At 56.9% G+C, this 15,384-nt stretch carries 14 protein-coding genes; 6 read left to right on the top strand and 8 right to left on the bottom strand.

Annotation, left to right across the window (positions count from 1 at the left end; translation table 11 throughout):
* Positions 1-74: 74 nt before the first annotated feature.
* From tkt to FNL37_RS13060, 3 genes are all read right to left on the bottom strand, one after another.
* Positions 75-2,060 carry a transketolase gene (tkt, locus tag FNL37_RS13070; protein ID WP_015829382.1) on the bottom strand — a complete coding sequence of 662 codons (1,986 nt, stop codon included), beginning with the start codon at positions 2,058-2,060 and terminating at the stop codon, positions 75-77.
* A 199-nt stretch (positions 2,061-2,259) separates the two neighbouring features.
* On the bottom strand, positions 2,260-3,255 hold the full coding sequence (locus FNL37_RS13065; RefSeq protein ID WP_013441309.1) for a GGDEF domain-containing protein: 996 nt from the start codon (positions 3,253-3,255) through the stop codon (positions 2,260-2,262).
* A gap of 55 nt (positions 3,256-3,310) precedes the next feature.
* Positions 3,311-3,862: a thioredoxin family protein gene (locus tag FNL37_RS13060; protein WP_159356429.1), complete on the bottom strand. Its 552-nt coding sequence runs from the start codon at positions 3,860-3,862 to the stop codon at positions 3,311-3,313.
* A 170-nt stretch (positions 3,863-4,032) separates the two neighbouring features.
* Here FNL37_RS13060 and FNL37_RS13055 point away from each other — a divergent pair, with 170 nt between their 5' ends.
* Positions 4,033-4,764 (top strand): 16S rRNA (uracil(1498)-N(3))-methyltransferase, encoded by a 732-nt coding sequence (locus FNL37_RS13055; protein ID WP_159356428.1) that lies wholly within the window; start codon positions 4,033-4,035, stop codon positions 4,762-4,764.
* Here the strand turns inward: FNL37_RS13055 and FNL37_RS13050 are convergent.
* Positions 4,761-6,095, bottom strand: a complete 1,335-nt coding sequence (locus tag FNL37_RS13050) for an Nramp family divalent metal transporter (RefSeq protein ID WP_159356427.1) — start codon at positions 6,093-6,095, stop codon at positions 4,761-4,763. The two genes, FNL37_RS13055 and FNL37_RS13050, sit on opposite strands and share 4 nt — an antisense overlap.
* Before the next feature lie 151 nt (positions 6,096-6,246).
* Here FNL37_RS13050 and argA point away from each other — a divergent pair, with 151 nt between their 5' ends.
* Positions 6,247-7,818: an amino-acid N-acetyltransferase gene (gene argA / locus FNL37_RS13045; RefSeq protein WP_013441305.1), complete on the top strand. Its 1,572-nt coding sequence runs from the start codon at positions 6,247-6,249 to the stop codon at positions 7,816-7,818.
* A gap of 115 nt (positions 7,819-7,933) precedes the next feature.
* Positions 7,934-8,359: an Hsp20/alpha crystallin family protein gene (locus FNL37_RS13040; protein ID WP_013441304.1), complete on the top strand. Its 426-nt coding sequence runs from the start codon at positions 7,934-7,936 to the stop codon at positions 8,357-8,359.
* A gap of 137 nt (positions 8,360-8,496) precedes the next feature.
* On the opposite strand, the gene FNL37_RS13035 is transcribed toward FNL37_RS13040, so the two are convergent.
* On the bottom strand, positions 8,497-10,167 hold the full coding sequence (locus FNL37_RS13035; RefSeq protein ID WP_159356426.1) for a formate--tetrahydrofolate ligase: 1,671 nt from the start codon (positions 10,165-10,167) through the stop codon (positions 8,497-8,499).
* A 91-nt stretch (positions 10,168-10,258) separates the two neighbouring features.
* Between FNL37_RS13035 and argB the strand changes: the two genes are divergently transcribed.
* The 3 genes from argB (at position 10,259) to slmA (ending at position 12,430) form a co-directional block, all read left to right on the top strand.
* Entirely contained in the window at positions 10,259-11,143 is an 885-nt protein-coding gene (argB, locus tag FNL37_RS13030; protein WP_013441302.1) for an acetylglutamate kinase, read from the top strand.
* 15 nt (positions 11,144-11,158) lie between these two features.
* Complete coding sequence (locus tag FNL37_RS13025) at positions 11,159-11,788, top strand: pyrimidine 5'-nucleotidase (protein ID WP_159356425.1); 630 nt, start codon at positions 11,159-11,161, stop codon at positions 11,786-11,788.
* Positions 11,789-11,869: 81 nt separating this feature from the next.
* On the top strand, positions 11,870-12,430 hold the full coding sequence (slmA, locus tag FNL37_RS13020) for a nucleoid occlusion factor SlmA (RefSeq protein WP_015829376.1): 561 nt from the start codon (positions 11,870-11,872) through the stop codon (positions 12,428-12,430).
* A gap of 95 nt (positions 12,431-12,525) precedes the next feature.
* Here the strand turns inward: slmA and FNL37_RS13015 are convergent, their stop codons facing one another.
* From FNL37_RS13015 to FNL37_RS13005, 3 genes are all read right to left on the bottom strand, one after another.
* A complete protein-coding gene (locus FNL37_RS13015; protein WP_159356424.1) occupies positions 12,526-12,882 on the bottom strand; it encodes a PEP-CTERM domain protein in 357 nt (118 codons plus the stop codon).
* Positions 12,883-13,198: 316 nt separating this feature from the next.
* On the bottom strand, positions 13,199-14,422 hold the full coding sequence (locus FNL37_RS13010) for a multifunctional CCA addition/repair protein (protein WP_159356423.1): 1,224 nt from the start codon (positions 14,420-14,422) through the stop codon (positions 13,199-13,201).
* Between the two features lie 12 nt (positions 14,423-14,434).
* Positions 14,435-15,382: a complex I NDUFA9 subunit family protein gene (locus FNL37_RS13005; protein ID WP_159356422.1), complete on the bottom strand. Its 948-nt coding sequence runs from the start codon at positions 15,380-15,382 to the stop codon at positions 14,435-14,437.
* Between the last annotated feature and the right edge of the window lie 2 nt (positions 15,383-15,384).

Raw genomic sequence — 15,384 nt, 5'->3', positions numbered from 1 at the left:
TTGTCTTTCCTTTCCCTGATAAAGAAAAAGGGAGCCAACACTAGACTGGCTCCCTTTGACTTAACTACACACTATTACAGTACGGATTTTACGGTTTTCACAACATTTTCAACCGTGAAACCGAAGTGCTTCATCAGCACGCCGCCAGGAGCGGACTCGCCGAAGGTGTCGATACCGACCACAGCACCTTCCAGGCCAACATACTTGCGCCAGAAGTCAGGGTGAGCAGCTTCCACTGCAACACGCTTCACGCCTGGGGTCAGCACGCTGTCCTTGTAAGCCTGGTCTTGTGCGTCGAATACGTTGGTAGATGGCATGGAAACCACACGCACCTTGGTACCAGCTGCATTCAGCTCAGCAGCAGCCTTGATCGCCAGATCCAGTTCGGAACCGTTGGCGATGATGATCACATCAGCCTTGCCAGCCACGTCGGAGAATACATAACCACCCTTGCGGATCAGGTCAATTTGCGCAGCATCGTGCTTGATGCCAGGCAGATTCTGACGGCTCAGCACCAGGCTGGTTGGACCATCGGTACGCTCAACAGCCGCTACCCATGCCACGGCAGTTTCAGTGGCATCAGCAGGACGCCATACGTTCATGCGTGGGATGTAACGCAGACCGGAGGTGTTTTCCACTGGTTGGTGAGTTGGGCCGTCTTCGCCTTGACCGATAGAGTCGTGAGTCAGCACGTAAACAACACGTTGCTTCATCAGCGCGGACATACGCATGCCGTTCTTCATGTAGTCGGAGAACATGTGGAAAGTACCGCCAAATGGCAGCAAGCCACCGTGCAGTGCCATACCGTTCATGATCGCAGCCATACCGAATTCACGTACACCGTAGGAGATGTAGTTACCTGGCTTCTTGCCATCCACGTGCACGAAGCTGCCAGTGCTGGTCAGGTTGGAGCCGGTCAAGTCAGCGGAACCGCCGAGGAATTCTGGCAGCAGTGGAGCCAGAGCGCCGATAACGTTTTGCGAGGCCTTGCGGCTGGCAACGCCTTCTGCCTTTTCGTTGAAGTCGGCGATCATCTTGGTGGTCGCTTCCTTCCAGTTTGCTGGCAGTTCATTTGCCATGCGGCGCTTGAATTCAGCGGCTTCTGCTGGGAAAGCCTTGGCGTATGCATCGAACTTGGCGTCCCATGCAGACTCGGCAGCAGCACCCTTGGCCTTGGCATCCCAGCCTGCGTATACGTCAGCAGGGATTACGAATGGCTCGTGGTTCCAGCCGATGTTGGCGCGAGTAGCAGCCACTTCAGCGTCACCCAGTGCGGAACCGTGGCAGTCATGACTGCCGGACTTGTTTGGAGAACCCTTGCCGATGATGGTTTTGCAGCAGATCAGCGATGGCTTGTCAGTCACCTTCTTGGCAGCGTCGATAGCAGCCTGGATCGCAGCAGAGTCATGACCGTCTACAGACTGAACGTGCCAGCCGTAAGCTTCAAAACGCTTGGCGGTGTCATCGGTGTACCAGCCTTCAATGTGGCCGTCGATGGAGATGCCGTTGTCATCCCAGAATGCCATCAGCTTGCCCAGACCCCAGGTACCGGCCAGTGCACAAGCTTCGTGAGAAACGCCTTCCATCATACAGCCGTCGCCCAGGAACACGTAAGTGTAGTGGTCAACGATGTCGTGGCCTGGCTTGTTGAACTGGCTGGCCAGCAGCTTTTCTGCCATGGCGAAACCAACGCCGTTGGCAATACCCTGGCCCAGAGGACCAGTGGTGGTTTCTACGCCAGGAGCGTAGCTGTATTCAGGGTGACCTGCACACTTGGAATGCAATTGACGGAATGTCTTGATGTCGTCGATGGACACATCGTAACCAGTCAGGTGCAGCAGGGAGTAAATCAGCATAGAGCCGTGACCATTGGACAGCACGAAGCGATCGCGGTTAGCCCATTGAGGATTGGTCGGGTTGTGGCTCAGGTTGTGGTTCCACACTACTTCTGCAATTTCCGCCATACCCATAGGCGCGCCTGGGTGCCCCGAGTTGGCTTTCTGGACGGCGTCCATCGAAAGCGCACGGATGGCGTTTGCTAAATCTACACGAGTTGCCATTAAAATCTCCCACGGTTAAAGAGAAAAAAGGCATCTACCCGGCCGTCTCAGCCGGCTAGAAGCCTTACCTCAAATTCTTTTGGAAATCCCCTGATGCAGGGAATGTACGCTATATAACGTTGTTGCTGCGGTACGCGTTCAGTGCCTAATTATTCCTTAGAACCCACTTTTGAGCAATACCGCCGTTTAATCAAAAGGACTAGAAAAGCTCTACTCCCCCTTCGTTTCGCTTGTTTTCGAGAGCGCCCTCTGCCACCAGCCGCTCATAATTGCAAACCCGGTTGCGGCCATGATGCTTGGCATAATACAAAGCGACATCTGCCCGGTCGATGATATGTGAGGAAACATCGTAGGCCATGATCTCGGTATAGCCGGCACTCACGGTGATACGGCCCACCTGCGGAAACTCGAATTCGGCGACGCGCTCGCGGAAACGATCCAGCACCATCTGCATTTCTTGCTGATCATGGCATTCAAAAATGGCGACAAACTCTTCGCCGCCAAAGCGGAACAGCAGATCGTGATCGCGCAGGCTGTAAGTCATTTGTTGCGCGAACAGCAACAGCACCTCATCCCCCAGCAAATGGCCATAGCGGTCATTCACCAGCTTGAAATGGTCAATGTCAAAAATCGCCATGTAATAGTGCAGGCCCAGCGCATCGTCTTCGCGCTGATGCCGGTTTTGCACGCGGGTCACCACCTTGTTGACCTTGTGCTCGAAGGTCTTGCGATTAAGCAGCCCGGTCAGGGTGTCCTGCTCGTTATCATTAATCAGCGCGATGAAGTTCTGATACACCTGCAGCAGCATGCCGGTGATCTGGTCGAAACCGGCGACTTCGGGTGCGGTAACGCCAATCACGGCCAACGGCTTGTTTTTGGCACAGCTCACAGGATAAAGCGTGACGGTTTCACCATCTTGCCGCACGTATTGCTGACGCTGACCAGTGGCGACACACTGCTCCAGCATATGCTGCAAATCGGCAGGAATCTGAGCGCTGGGGACATCGCCCCCTTCCATCACGGTAAGGGCGAATTTCTTGCTATGGACATCCTCAAGCTTGTATATGGCAACTGCTCCAGGTGCTACCAGTTCAAACAAGGCATGGGCGAGCGAAATCTCCAGCGCGTTGACATCGCGTTCGCTGGTAAGTGCGATCAGCTTGGCTAGCACCCCTTGAATGGTGGGCGAATACAATGCAGATTCAGTAATTAATGGAGGAATATACAAGCTCAAGCTTTTATTAAATGACTCACTCTTTCCATTTGAGTGAGCAGCCTATACTGGCAATTTGTTCACGTGGCCCCTGACCTGTGGCCGCAATTTGCGCCATGGCGCGGTATAAATCCCTGCTACTCTCTGGTGCAAGCTCCTTGCGCGATGCATCAAAACGCCCGCGATACTGCAGCTCGAGGTCGGCATTAAAGCCAAAGAAATCAGGCGTACACACCGCCCCATAAGCACGAGCGACATCCTGACTCTCATCAATAACGTATGGGAAGCAAAAACCGTACTCAGCGGCTACTTCTCGCATGCGCTCCGGACCATCCTCCGGGTAAGCGACAATATCATTGGACTGGATGGCAATCGTATTGATGCCTTGCGCCTGCAATTCACGCACATCATTCACCAGCCGCTGGCGTATGGATTGCACATAGGGGCAATGATTACAGATGAACATGACAAGTGTGCCACGCTCACCGCGAATATCTGCCAGAGTCCAGATTCGCCCATCCGCGTCAGGCAGACTGAAGTCAGGTGCCTTCCAGCCGAAGTCACATACCGGGGGATTTACGCTTGCCATTTTTACCGACTGCTCCTATCTTGCCTTGATCCGCTCGCCTGCATGTCGGGTGGAGATATGCGCTCTTCCACTGAATGCGCGCAAAGTCTCGTGCATACCCGATAAAAACTCGCCGCCAGCAAGCCGATCTTTTAAAATAATCCGCAATACTAACATTCACTTAGGCTCTTATGTCCAGCCCCCGCTTTTTCTCCGATGTGCCATTGAGCAGCAACAGCTCGATCACCCTGCCAGCCACCGCCGCCAACCATGCTATCAAGGTACTGCGCCTGCAGGTGGGCGATGCCCTGCGTTTATTCAATGGCGATGGGCATGATTACAGCGCCGAAATCGAAACGATCCGCAAAAATGAAGTTATCGTAAAAACCGGGCAGGCTGTCGCCGTCAGCAATGAGTCCAGGCTGAAGATCACATTGGCACAGGGCATTTCAGCAGGCGACCGCATGGATTTCACGATACAGAAATCGGTAGAGCTCGGCATTCACGCCATTCAGCCCATCAGTTGCCAGCGGAGTGTGGTGAAGCTCAACGGCGACCGGGCAGACAAGCGTCGCGAACACTGGCAAAACGTCGCCATCTCGGCCTGCGAACAATCCGGCCGCGCCTTTCTGCCCGAGGTCGGGCAAGCAACCTCGCTGGCAAAATGGCTGGCAAGCGCCCCGCCGTTTGCTACGCGCATTACGCTAGACCCGCTGGCAAGCTCACGCCTGCAAGACCTCCCTATCCCCCAGGGCCCCATATGCCTGCTGATTGGCCCCGAGGGCGGGCTGACCAGCGAAGAGATTGCCATGGCCGCCTCGCAGGGCTTTACCGGAGTACAGCTAGGCCCGCGCATCCTGCGCACAGAAACCGCCGCCCTTGCTGCGCTTGCTGCCATCAATACAGTATGGGGTGATTTTTAAGCCACAAAAAACCGAAACACCAGCCAGGCATTCAGCGCGGAAATCATCAGGAACAGAAACCACGCCAGCGCCTGGCTCATCCAGCCGATGGCAAATTCCCCCATGACCTTGCGGTTGCTGGCGAGCCGCATCAATGGGTAAATGGCAAACGGCAGCTGAAAGCTCAGCACCACCTGGCTGAGCACCAGCAACTTGCCCACCGCCCCCTCACCCCACAACGACACCCCGATAAACGCGGGGATGAGCGCCAGACCCCGGGTAATCAGACGGCGTTGCCAGCAGGGAATCTTGAGATCAAGAAACCCTTCCATGATCACCTGCCCCGCTATCGTGCCGGTCAGCGTGGAGCTTTGCCCGGCCGCCAGCAAGGCCAGGCCAAACAACACGCCAGCAGCAGCCGTGCCCAGCACCGGACTCAGCAACTGGTGGGCATCCTGAATATCGGCCACATCACTGTGGCCGTTGGCGTGAAAAGCCGCGGCCGCCAGCACCAGAATTGCCGCATTGACGAAAAAGGCCAGGCTGAGCGACACCACGGTATCAATCGTAGAAAGCTGTATGGCCTCGCGCTTGTCAGCCGGGTGATCGCTCACCACACGTGTTTGCACGATGGAGGTATGCAGGTAGAGGTTATGCGGCATCACCGTCGCCCCCAGAATGCCGATGGCAAGGTAAAGCGCCTCAGCATCGTGCAAGGCGGCGCCCGATGGCACCAGGCCCGCAGCGGCGGCGGCAAAATCGGGCCCCACCAGCCAGAGTTGCACTACAAAGCACAAGCTGATGGTCATGATCAGCCCCAGCACGATTGCCTCCACCTGACGGAAGCCTTTGCCCTTGAGACCGAGGACTATCAGCGTATCAAAGGCCGTCAGCACCACCCCCGTCAGAATCGAGCAGCCAAACAGCAGATGCAGCGCCAGGGCCGCGCCCAGCACCTCCGCCAGATCGCAGGCAATAATCGCCAGCTCCGCCATGGCCCACAAAGTGAGATTGACCGGGCGGCTGTAGTGCTCACGGCACAAGCGTGCCAGATCGCGACGACTGGCGATGCCCAAGCGTATGCACAAGCCCTGCAGGAAAATGGCAATCAGGCTGGAGCTTAAAATCACGAAAAGCAGCGCATAGCCATATTTGGAACCAGCCTCGATATCCGTTGCCCAATTGCCCGGATCCATATACCCCACTGCGACCAGAAGACCGGGGCCAGCGAATTTCAGCAGCTTTTTCCAGAAGGGTAGCCCAGGGGCCAGTTGAACCGTGCCACGCACTTCGGACGGACAAAAAGGCGCTGTGGCCGTGCGCGGCAGTCGGGCAAGCAGGGATCTGATCATGAAGCCACCGATATTGATGTTATTGGAATGAAGGCGAATCAAGGCTGTTTATAGCATCGCCCTTGACTCTCGGCAAGACAGACCCATTTCATTAATTGCAAATTACGCAAAATTTATATAAAGTCTGCGCATTACATAAAAGGACACCGCCATGTCACTGGGCCAAGCCATCCGCAAACGGCGCAAAACACTCGCGCTCACCCTGCAAACCCTCGCAGCCAATGTAGGCACGGACAGCGGCAATCTCTCCCGCATCGAGCGCGGCGCGCAAGGCGTTTCCGAGTCCATGCTGCGCAAGCTTTGTCATGCGCTGGACTGCACACCCGCCCAGCTATACGCGCAAGCCGACACGGCCACCACCCCCGCGACGACACCGCGTCCCATGCAGCACCCCCAGGATTTTGTGCGCTGGTTCCGCTCGGCCGCACCCTATATTCACGCCTTTGGCGGCCGGACCTTTGTGATCGCCTTTGGTGGCGAAGTCGTTGAAGACGGGCAGTTTACCGCCCTGTCGCACGACCTCAACCTGCTCGCCAGCCTGGAAGTGCGGCTGGTGCTGGTGCATGGCGCCCGGCCCCAGATCGAATCGCGCCTGAAACGAGCCCGCATCGAAACCCGCCTGGTCAACGGCCTGCGGGTGACCGATGCGCAAGCCATGGAAGCTGTAAAAGAAGCCAATGGCGCGATTCGGGTAGAAATCGAGGCCCAGCTCTCCATGGGTATCGTCAACTCCCCGATGGCTGGCTCGGATATCCGCGTTGCCAGCGGCAATTTTGTCACGGCACGACCATTGGGCGTGCGCGATGGCGTGGATTTGCAACACACCGGCACCGTGCGCAAAGTCGATGCGATTGGCATCCAGAAGCGGCTGGACGACGGCGAACTGGTGCTGCTGTCGCCGCTGGGTTACTCCCCAACCGGCGAAGTATTCAACCTGACGCTGGAAGACGTGGCCGTGAGCGCCGCCGCCGCCCTGGACGCAGACAAGCTGATCTTTCTGATGGATGCCAACGGCGTACACAACGTGCGCGGCGAACTGCTGCGTGAAATGACGGCACTTAAAGCCAAAAACCTGCTGCGCAATGTGGAAAACAACACGCAGGGCAGCGGCGCACAGAATTTCAGTGAAGATGAAGCGTATTACCTGCCGGCCGCCGTCCGCGCCTGTGATCAGGGCGTAGCCCGCACCCACCTGATCAGCCGCCATATTGATGGTGCCATCCTGCAAGAGCTATTTACCTATGACGGCATAGGCACCATGGTGACCGAGCAGCCGCTGGAATCCATGCGCGAAGCAGAAATCAGCGATGTGGGCGGCATATTGCAATTGATCGAGCCACTGGAAGCCGAAGGCGTGCTGGTGCGGCGTGGCCGTGAACGGCTGGAGATGGAAATCAGCCGCTTTCATGTCATGGAACACGATGGCCGCATTATCGGCTGCGCGGCGCTTTACCCCTTCCCGGAAGAAAAAACCGCAGAGCTCGCCTGCATGGCGGTGCATCACGCCTATCGCCGTGGCGGACGTGGCGACCGGCTGCTGCAATACTGCGAAAGCATTGCCAAAGAGCAAGGCCTGAAATCGGTATTTGTCCTAACCACCCATACCGAGCACTGGTTTGAAGAACGAGGATTCATCGAGCGCGATGTGAATGCCCTGCCGCAACAGCGGCAGCAGCTTTACAACCTGCAACGCCGCTCCAAGGTATTTACCAAGCAACTGTAAAAACCAGGCCACCTGGGCGGCAAAATAGATACGGATGGGGGCTTGAAAACAAAAAGCCCGATCCCATTAATGACAACAGGAACACAATTCCCAACCTCATTAAAGGAGATTAAACATGGCCAACCTTACCCGTTTCGATCCCTTCACTGTCAACGCGCTGGATCCGTTTGACGATGTCTTCAAGGGCTTTTTCCGTCCAGTCAGCGCTGAGCGCTCCGCCGTATTGAAAATTGACGTGCAAGAACACGACGACCATTACACCGTGCATGCTGATCTGCCCGGCGTAAAAAAAGAAGACATCCACGTCACCATTGATGGCAATCGCGTGGCCATCAGTGCGGAATCCAGACGCGAACAGGATGTCAAGGAAGGCGGACGACTGCTACGCAGCGAACGTCACTACGGCAAACTGTCGCGCAGCTTTGAGCTGGCGAATGAACTTGATGACAGTCGCGCCGAAGCCCAATACCGCGACGGCGTACTGCAACTGACGCTGCCGAAAAAAGCGGCAACCAGCGCCAGAAAACTCACCATTAATTAACTTCAAGCAGCAGTTACCCAGGCAATCACAAGTTGCCTGCCCCAGCCCTGGCCCACCGTCGGGGCTTTTCTTTTCCCAGGGCTTTCTGCCCATACCTGTATTCAAAAAACCACCCGCTGACATGGGCAGGTCTCAGGCTAGGACAATCCGCTGACATTCCCCTGGTCATCAATATCGATGCGATGGGCAGCGGGTTCGGCTGGCAGGCCGGGCATGGTATTCACGCCATCGCAAATCAGCACAATGAATTCCGCGCCAGCGCACAGCCTGGCCTCGCGCACCGTCAGCGTATGGCCAGCAAGCACCCCGCGTTGCGCCGCATCTGTGGTGAAAGAATAGGGGGTTTTGGCTACGCAGATAGGGTAATGGCCATAGCCGGCATCCTGCCAGGCTTGCAGCTGCGCCTTCACCTGCGCCTGGGCGGCAATATCCGCAGCGCCATAGACTGCCGTCGCGAGCTTGCGCAGCTTCTCCCACAGAGTGTCTTCATCAGCATATACCAGGCGCATGGCGGACTCAGCCGCGGCCAGCCGCACCACCTCATGCGCCAGCATTTCCGCCCCGGCACCCCCATCGGCCCAATGCGTGCATAGCACCACCTTGACGCCCTGCTCCGCCATACATGCCTGCACCAGCGCCAGCTCGGCCTCGGTATCCTGCGAAAAACGGTTCAGCGCGACCACACAGGGCAAACCGTAATGCGTACTGACGTTCTCCACATGCTTCTGCAGATTGGCAAGGCCCTGCTTGAGGGCCGATAGACTCTCCTGCGGCAAGGCAGAGAGGGCTTGCCCGCCGTGGTACTTGAGTGCGCGTATGGTCGCCACTATCACACAGGCATGCGGCCGCAAACCGCTCTTGCGGCATTTGATATCGATGAATTTTTCGGCCCCCAGGTCGGCGCCGAAGCCGGCTTCGGTGACCACATAATCGGCATGCTGCAATGCCAGCCGCGTCGCCACCACCGAGTTGCAGCCATGGGCAATATTGGCAAAGGGGCCGCCATGTATCAGGGCCGGGGTATGTTCCAGCGTCTGCACCAGATTGGGTTTGATCGCTTCTTTCAGCAATACGGCCATAGCGCCTTGCGCCTGCAATTGCCCCGCCGTCACCGCCTGGCCATCGGTGCGATAGCCCACCACGATATTGCCCAGCCTGCGCTTGAGGTCGGCCAGCGAAGAGGCAAGGCATAGAATCGCCATGACTTCGGAAGCCACCACGATATCAAAGCCGTCTTCACGCGGATAGCCGTTGGCCTTGCCGCCCAGCCCGACCACGACATGGCGCAAGGCGCGGTCATTGGTATCAAGCACGCGGCGCCAGGTAATGCGCCGCAGATCCAGCCCGAGCGCATTACCCTGATGAAGATGGTTATCGATAAGCGCGGCGAGGAGATTGTGCGCTGCTGCAATCGCAGCAAAATCGCCAGTGAAATGCAGGTTGATGTCTTCCATCGGCATGACCTGGGCATGACCACCACCCGTCGCCCCACCTTTCATGCCGAACACCGGCCCCATGGAGGGCTCGCGCAAACAGATGCATACCGATTTGCCTATGCGCTGCAAAGCATCGCCCAGGCCTATGGTAGTAGTGGTTTTGCCTTCGCCAGCCGGGGTGGGGCTGATGGCACTAACCAGTATTAGCCTGCCCTGCGCGGCGTCCGCAGGCACGGGCAGCTTGTGCAGATTGATCTTGGCCTTGTGGGCGCCATACAACTCCAGCGCCTCGACAGGCAGCCCCAAACGGGCCGCAATGTCCTCCATGGGAAGGATGCTGGCCTGTTGCGCAATTTCAATATCAGACGTCATCGCCATACCCCTTGTTTTTTAGAAGATTACACCATCTCAAATGCAGCCGTTCAAGGTAAAATGCACAGCATTGCCAACGCCGAGACACCACATGCTGAACGACACCACCTCCGCGCAAAAAGCCCAGACCCTCGCGGAAGCCCTGCCCTACATCAAACGCTTTTTTGACAAGACCATTGTCATCAAATACGGCGGCAACGCCATGACCGACCCGCACCTCAAGGAATGCTTTGCCAGCGATGTCGTGCTGCTCAAGCTGGTCGGCATGAACCCCGTCGTGGTGCATGGCGGCGGCCCGCAAATCAACGAGCTGCTGGACCGCCTGGGCAAAAAAGGCGAGTTCATCCAGGGCATGCGCGTCACCGATGAAGAAACCATGGATATCGTGGAAATGGTGCTGGGCGGTCAGGTCAACAAGGAAATCGTCAATCTGATCAACCGTAACGGCGGCAAGGCTGTCGGCCTGACCGGACAGGATGGCAACTTCATTCACGCGCACAAGCTGATGATCCCCAACAAGGACAAGCCGGACGAAATGATCGATATCGGCCAGGTCGGGGAAATCAGCGGCATCGACCCCAGCCTGATCCAGTTTCTGGATAGCGGCGACTTTATTCCGGTGATCGCGCCTATCGGCGTAGGCACCGAAGGCGAAACCTACAACATCAACGCCGATGTCGTGGCTGGCAAGCTGGCCGAAATCCTTGGTGCCGAAAAACTCATTTTGCTGACCAATACGCCTGGCGTACTGGACAAGGAAGGCAATCTGCTGACCGGCCTGACCCCCAAGCAAATTGACGATCTGGTGGCCGATGGCACCCTTTCCGGCGGCATGCTGCCCAAGATCAGCTCAGCGCTGGATGCCGCGCGCAGTGGCGTCAAATCGGTACACATCATCGACGGCCGGGTGGAGCACGCACTGCTGCTGGAAGTGCTGACCGATGAAGGGGTGGGCACCCTGATCAAGGCAAAGTAAAGCCAGACGCCCGCTTTGCGCCCTATCTGGATCTTTGATCTGGACGACACGCTGCACGACGCGTCCGCCCATATCTTCCCGCACCTGAATCGCGCCATGACGCAGTACATCATGGACACCCTGGCGCTAGGCGAGGCAGAAGCCCATGCCTTGCGCCAGCGTTACTGGCGTATTTATGGCGCCACGCTGAAAGGGCTGATGCGCCATCATGGCACTGACCCTTACCATTTTCTGGTGCGCACCCACGAACTGATGAACCTGCCCGACATGGTGGTGCATGCCAAGCGCCTGCGACATGCCCTGCTGCGCCTGCCCGGGCGCAAAGTCGTGTTCACCAATGCGCCCATGCAATACGCTCTGCGCGTACTCAAGCTGATTGGCGTGGAAGACATGTTCGAGATTGTGCATAGCGTCGAGTCCACGCGCTTTCACCCCAAGCCTTCCGTGCGCGGTTTTCAGAGTTTGCTGCGCACCCTGCACGCCCATCCCGGCCAGTGCATCATGGTCGAAGATAATCTCCCCGCACTGCGCACCGCGCGTCGCCTGGGCATGAAAACCGTGCACATTACACGTCGTTTGCACAAACCATGTTACGTATCTGCCAGACTAAACAGCGTGTTAGCGCTTACTCGTCACACAATATAGAAACAGCAGGCAGTCAGCTATTTCACTCGGCGACGTTTTCCCCTAAAATCCGCTAACCTTATTACCTAGCAAGGATGAGCAATGGCTGGAGAACGCAAACAACAGATTCTGGAAACGCTGGCAAAAATGCTGGAAACGCCCAAGCGCGAAAAGATTACCACCGCCTCTCTGGCTGCTCGCCTGAATGTGTCTGAAGCGGCGCTTTATCGCCACTTCGCAGGCAAGGCGCAGATGTTTGGTGGCCTGATCGAATTCATCGAGCAAACCCTGTTTGGCCTGATCAACAAAATCACCAGCGAAGAAACCGAAGGCATGAAGCAGGCACAGCGCATTGTGACCATCCTGCTGCTGTTCGCGGAAAAAAATCCCGGCATGACACGCGTACTGATTGGTGACGCGCTGGTGAATGAGGATGACGCGCTGCAAACCCGCATCAATCAGCTGTTTGATCGCATTGAGTCCACGCTCAAGCAAAGCCTGCGCATTGCAGAAACCCAGACTGGGCGTGAACTGCAACCTGAAGCCAAAGCCAATCTGATGCTGTGTTTTGTCGTGGGTCGCTGGCAGCAATTCGCCAAGAGCGGCTTCAAGCGCAAACCCATGGAATTCGTACAGCAGCAACTCGGGCTACTGATCAACTGAAACTGAGCTTTAGTCGGCACAGACGCTCTGTTAACAGAGGTAATAAAAAAGGCGGAACATGTCCGCCTTTTTTATTATCCGAACCGACAGGCTGATTACATTCGCGAACGGCGATAACCCACAAACATCAGCAAGCCCAGGCCCGTCAGCAGCATCACTGCCTTGGGCTCAGGAACTGGCCGCAAAGCCAGCTCCGCGGACTGGGCAGGCGCGGCTGGCGCATCAAAGCGGATATTGCTATCTGCCATGGCCGTCATGGAAAAGCGGTCGGCCCGGCCAGTATCGGCCATGGCCAGCAAGGTAGCGGTGTTGGCGGTCAAAGCCACCGGCTCATTCATGCTGAAATTGGCAGTGACTGCCTGATTGCCAGGCATTTCTGCTGCTTGTGCCGCGTGGTTGAGAGAAAGACCAACAACCGCGGCGATCAAGGAAGTACCAAGTGCTCGTTTCATGGTGCAGACTCCTTAAGTTACGTTTGGTGTAACTAAAGCAATCCGCGTGCCAACTTGCATAAGCCATAGGTTTCGGGCAAAAAATCGTCAAAAAGCGTTTAAATGCGGCGATTTATAGCATTAGCCAGTTGGTGTTCGAGCTGGCATGCACAAAGCGCGATCAATATGCACCAGATGCATGCCTGATACGCAACAATCTGCGTGCATGCTGCTTGCAAGTGGCGTGGCTATTGGCTTCCATTGAAGGTGTAGCGAATGACAGGCAGCGTACGCCTCACTCGCCTTGCCTGAAAGTGTCACCGCATGGTGACGTTTTTCAGGAATGTCGGACAGCCAATACTTCCTGCAAAGCACTCAGCCTGGCGGCAAATACCGCATTTTTGATCTCTTCGGGATGGGAAAACTGTCGGGCAATGGCGCCAGCATCCACCTGCATCACGGCTTGCAGCAGGTGCTTGAGATAAGCCGCTTCAGGAAAAGCTTTGTGCTCAAAGCCAGCACGGCCGCGCGAATCGCACTCGCAAGCCTTAAGAAAATCGTCAAACCGCGTCGGCTGACGCAAGGCATCCAGCTCCTGCAGAAAGTGCAGCAGTGTATCCGGCCGCATAGCGTTAACCTGATGCACCTTGCCATGAAACTTGGCCACCAGCTGCGCAAGCTCGCGGCAATCGTTGGGCACGCGCAGGCGCTTGACCACATCCTTGAGCAGATCCACGCTGCGCAACTCATGGCCAATATGCCGTGGCCAGATATCCGGCGGCGTGGTGCCCTTGCCCAGATCATGCGTCAAGGCGGCAAAACGAACTGGCAATGAATAGCCTTGGCTGGCCGCATAATCAATCACCATCATGACATGCACTCCCGTGTCGATTTCGGGATGATGCTGGGCTGGTTGCGGCACGCCCCACAGGCGATCCAGCTCGGGAAATATTCTCTGCAAGGCCCCGCAGGCACGCAGCATCTCAAACATGCGCGAAGGCTTAGCCTCCATCAGGCCCTTGGCCAGCTCCTGCCAGACCCGTTCCGGCACCAGGGCATCGACCTCGCCATCGGCGACCATCTGCTGCATCAGGGCCAGGGTTTCGGGAGCCAGGGTAAATTCGGTAAATCTTGCGGCAAAACGTGCGGCCCGCAGGATGCGCACCGGGTCTTCGGCAAATGCCGGGCTGACATGGCGCAATATGCGCGCCTCCAGGTCCGTTTTGCCATGGTAGGGATCAATCAGGCTGCCATCCTCAGCGCGGGCGATGGCATTGATGGTGAGGTCGCGTCGCGCCAGGTCTTCTTCCAGCGTGACATCGGGGGAGGCATGCACCTCAAATCCTTTGTACCCCTTGGCGGTTTTGCGCTCGGTGCGGGCTAGCGCATATTCCTCGTGGGTATCCGGATGCAGGAAGACAGGAAAATCCTTGCCGACACGACGAAAACCCGCCGCCTCCATTTCTGCAGGGGTGCTGCCGACCACGACATGATCCTGATCCTGCACGGGCAAGCCCAGCAGCGCATCGCGCACGGCGCCACCCACGACAAAGGTTTGCATGCCCAACAGGACCTAGCGACCTGCCAGGCCGCGAAAACGGTTATAGGCGTTGCGTGGCGTGTCATTGGTCAGGTATTCAGGCACCACCGCTTCCAGCGCGGTAGGCGTGACGCCCAGCACGGCGGGGAAAGGTGCACTGGTCACGCTATCCACCTCCATGGAGCTCAGGTTGTCACGCGTCATCAGCTTGACGGGCATTTTTTCCAGCGCATAGGCCTGCAGGTAAGAAAGCTTGTCGTTAAGCCCGACCACCATGCGCTTTTTGCCCAGCACAAACGCAACGAACAGAATGAGCTCTTTCATGGTGTACACGCGTGGGCCGCCCAATTCATATACCTGACCAAAGGTCTCGGCATTTTCAATGGCATTGGTAAATGCCTGGGCTACATCTTCCACCCATACGGGCTGAAAGCGGGCCTGGGGTTTCGCAAGGGCGACCACAGGCATGAGCTTGACCAGGCTGGCAAACAGATTGAGAAAGCTATCATTGCGGCCAAAAATGACCGATGGCCGGAAGATGGTGACATTCAGGCGATCGGCGTTGGCCAGCACAGGGGCTTCGCCTTTTGCCTTGGAACGCAGATAGGCACTGGGCGCATCGGGCGCCGCTTGCAGGGCGCTCATGTGCAGCAGGCGACAGACACCCAGCTTCACACACAATTGCACCAGGCGGCTGGGCAGCTCGGCATGCATGGCCTCGAAGCTGGCTTTGCGGCTCTCATGCAGTATGCCTATCAGATTGATCACCCCATCACAGCCTGTCAGGTGCGTACGCAAGGCCTGATCATCCATGACATCGCATTCCACGACTTGCACATTGGGCAGCAGGATCAGGTGTTTGCTGGCTTCACGCCGACGCGTCAGCACCTTGACCAGATAACCGGCCGCACTCAAACGGTGAACAATTGCGCTACCGACAAAGCCAGAACCACCGAGTACACATATTTGTTTTATTTTCATGC

Source organism: Methylovorus glucosotrophus, from assembly GCF_009858335.1.
GTDB lineage: Bacteria > Pseudomonadota > Gammaproteobacteria > Burkholderiales > Methylophilaceae > Methylovorus > Methylovorus glucosotrophus.
Note: the sequence above shows the minus strand (reverse complement) of the source record. Positions and strands in the feature narration are given on the sequence as shown.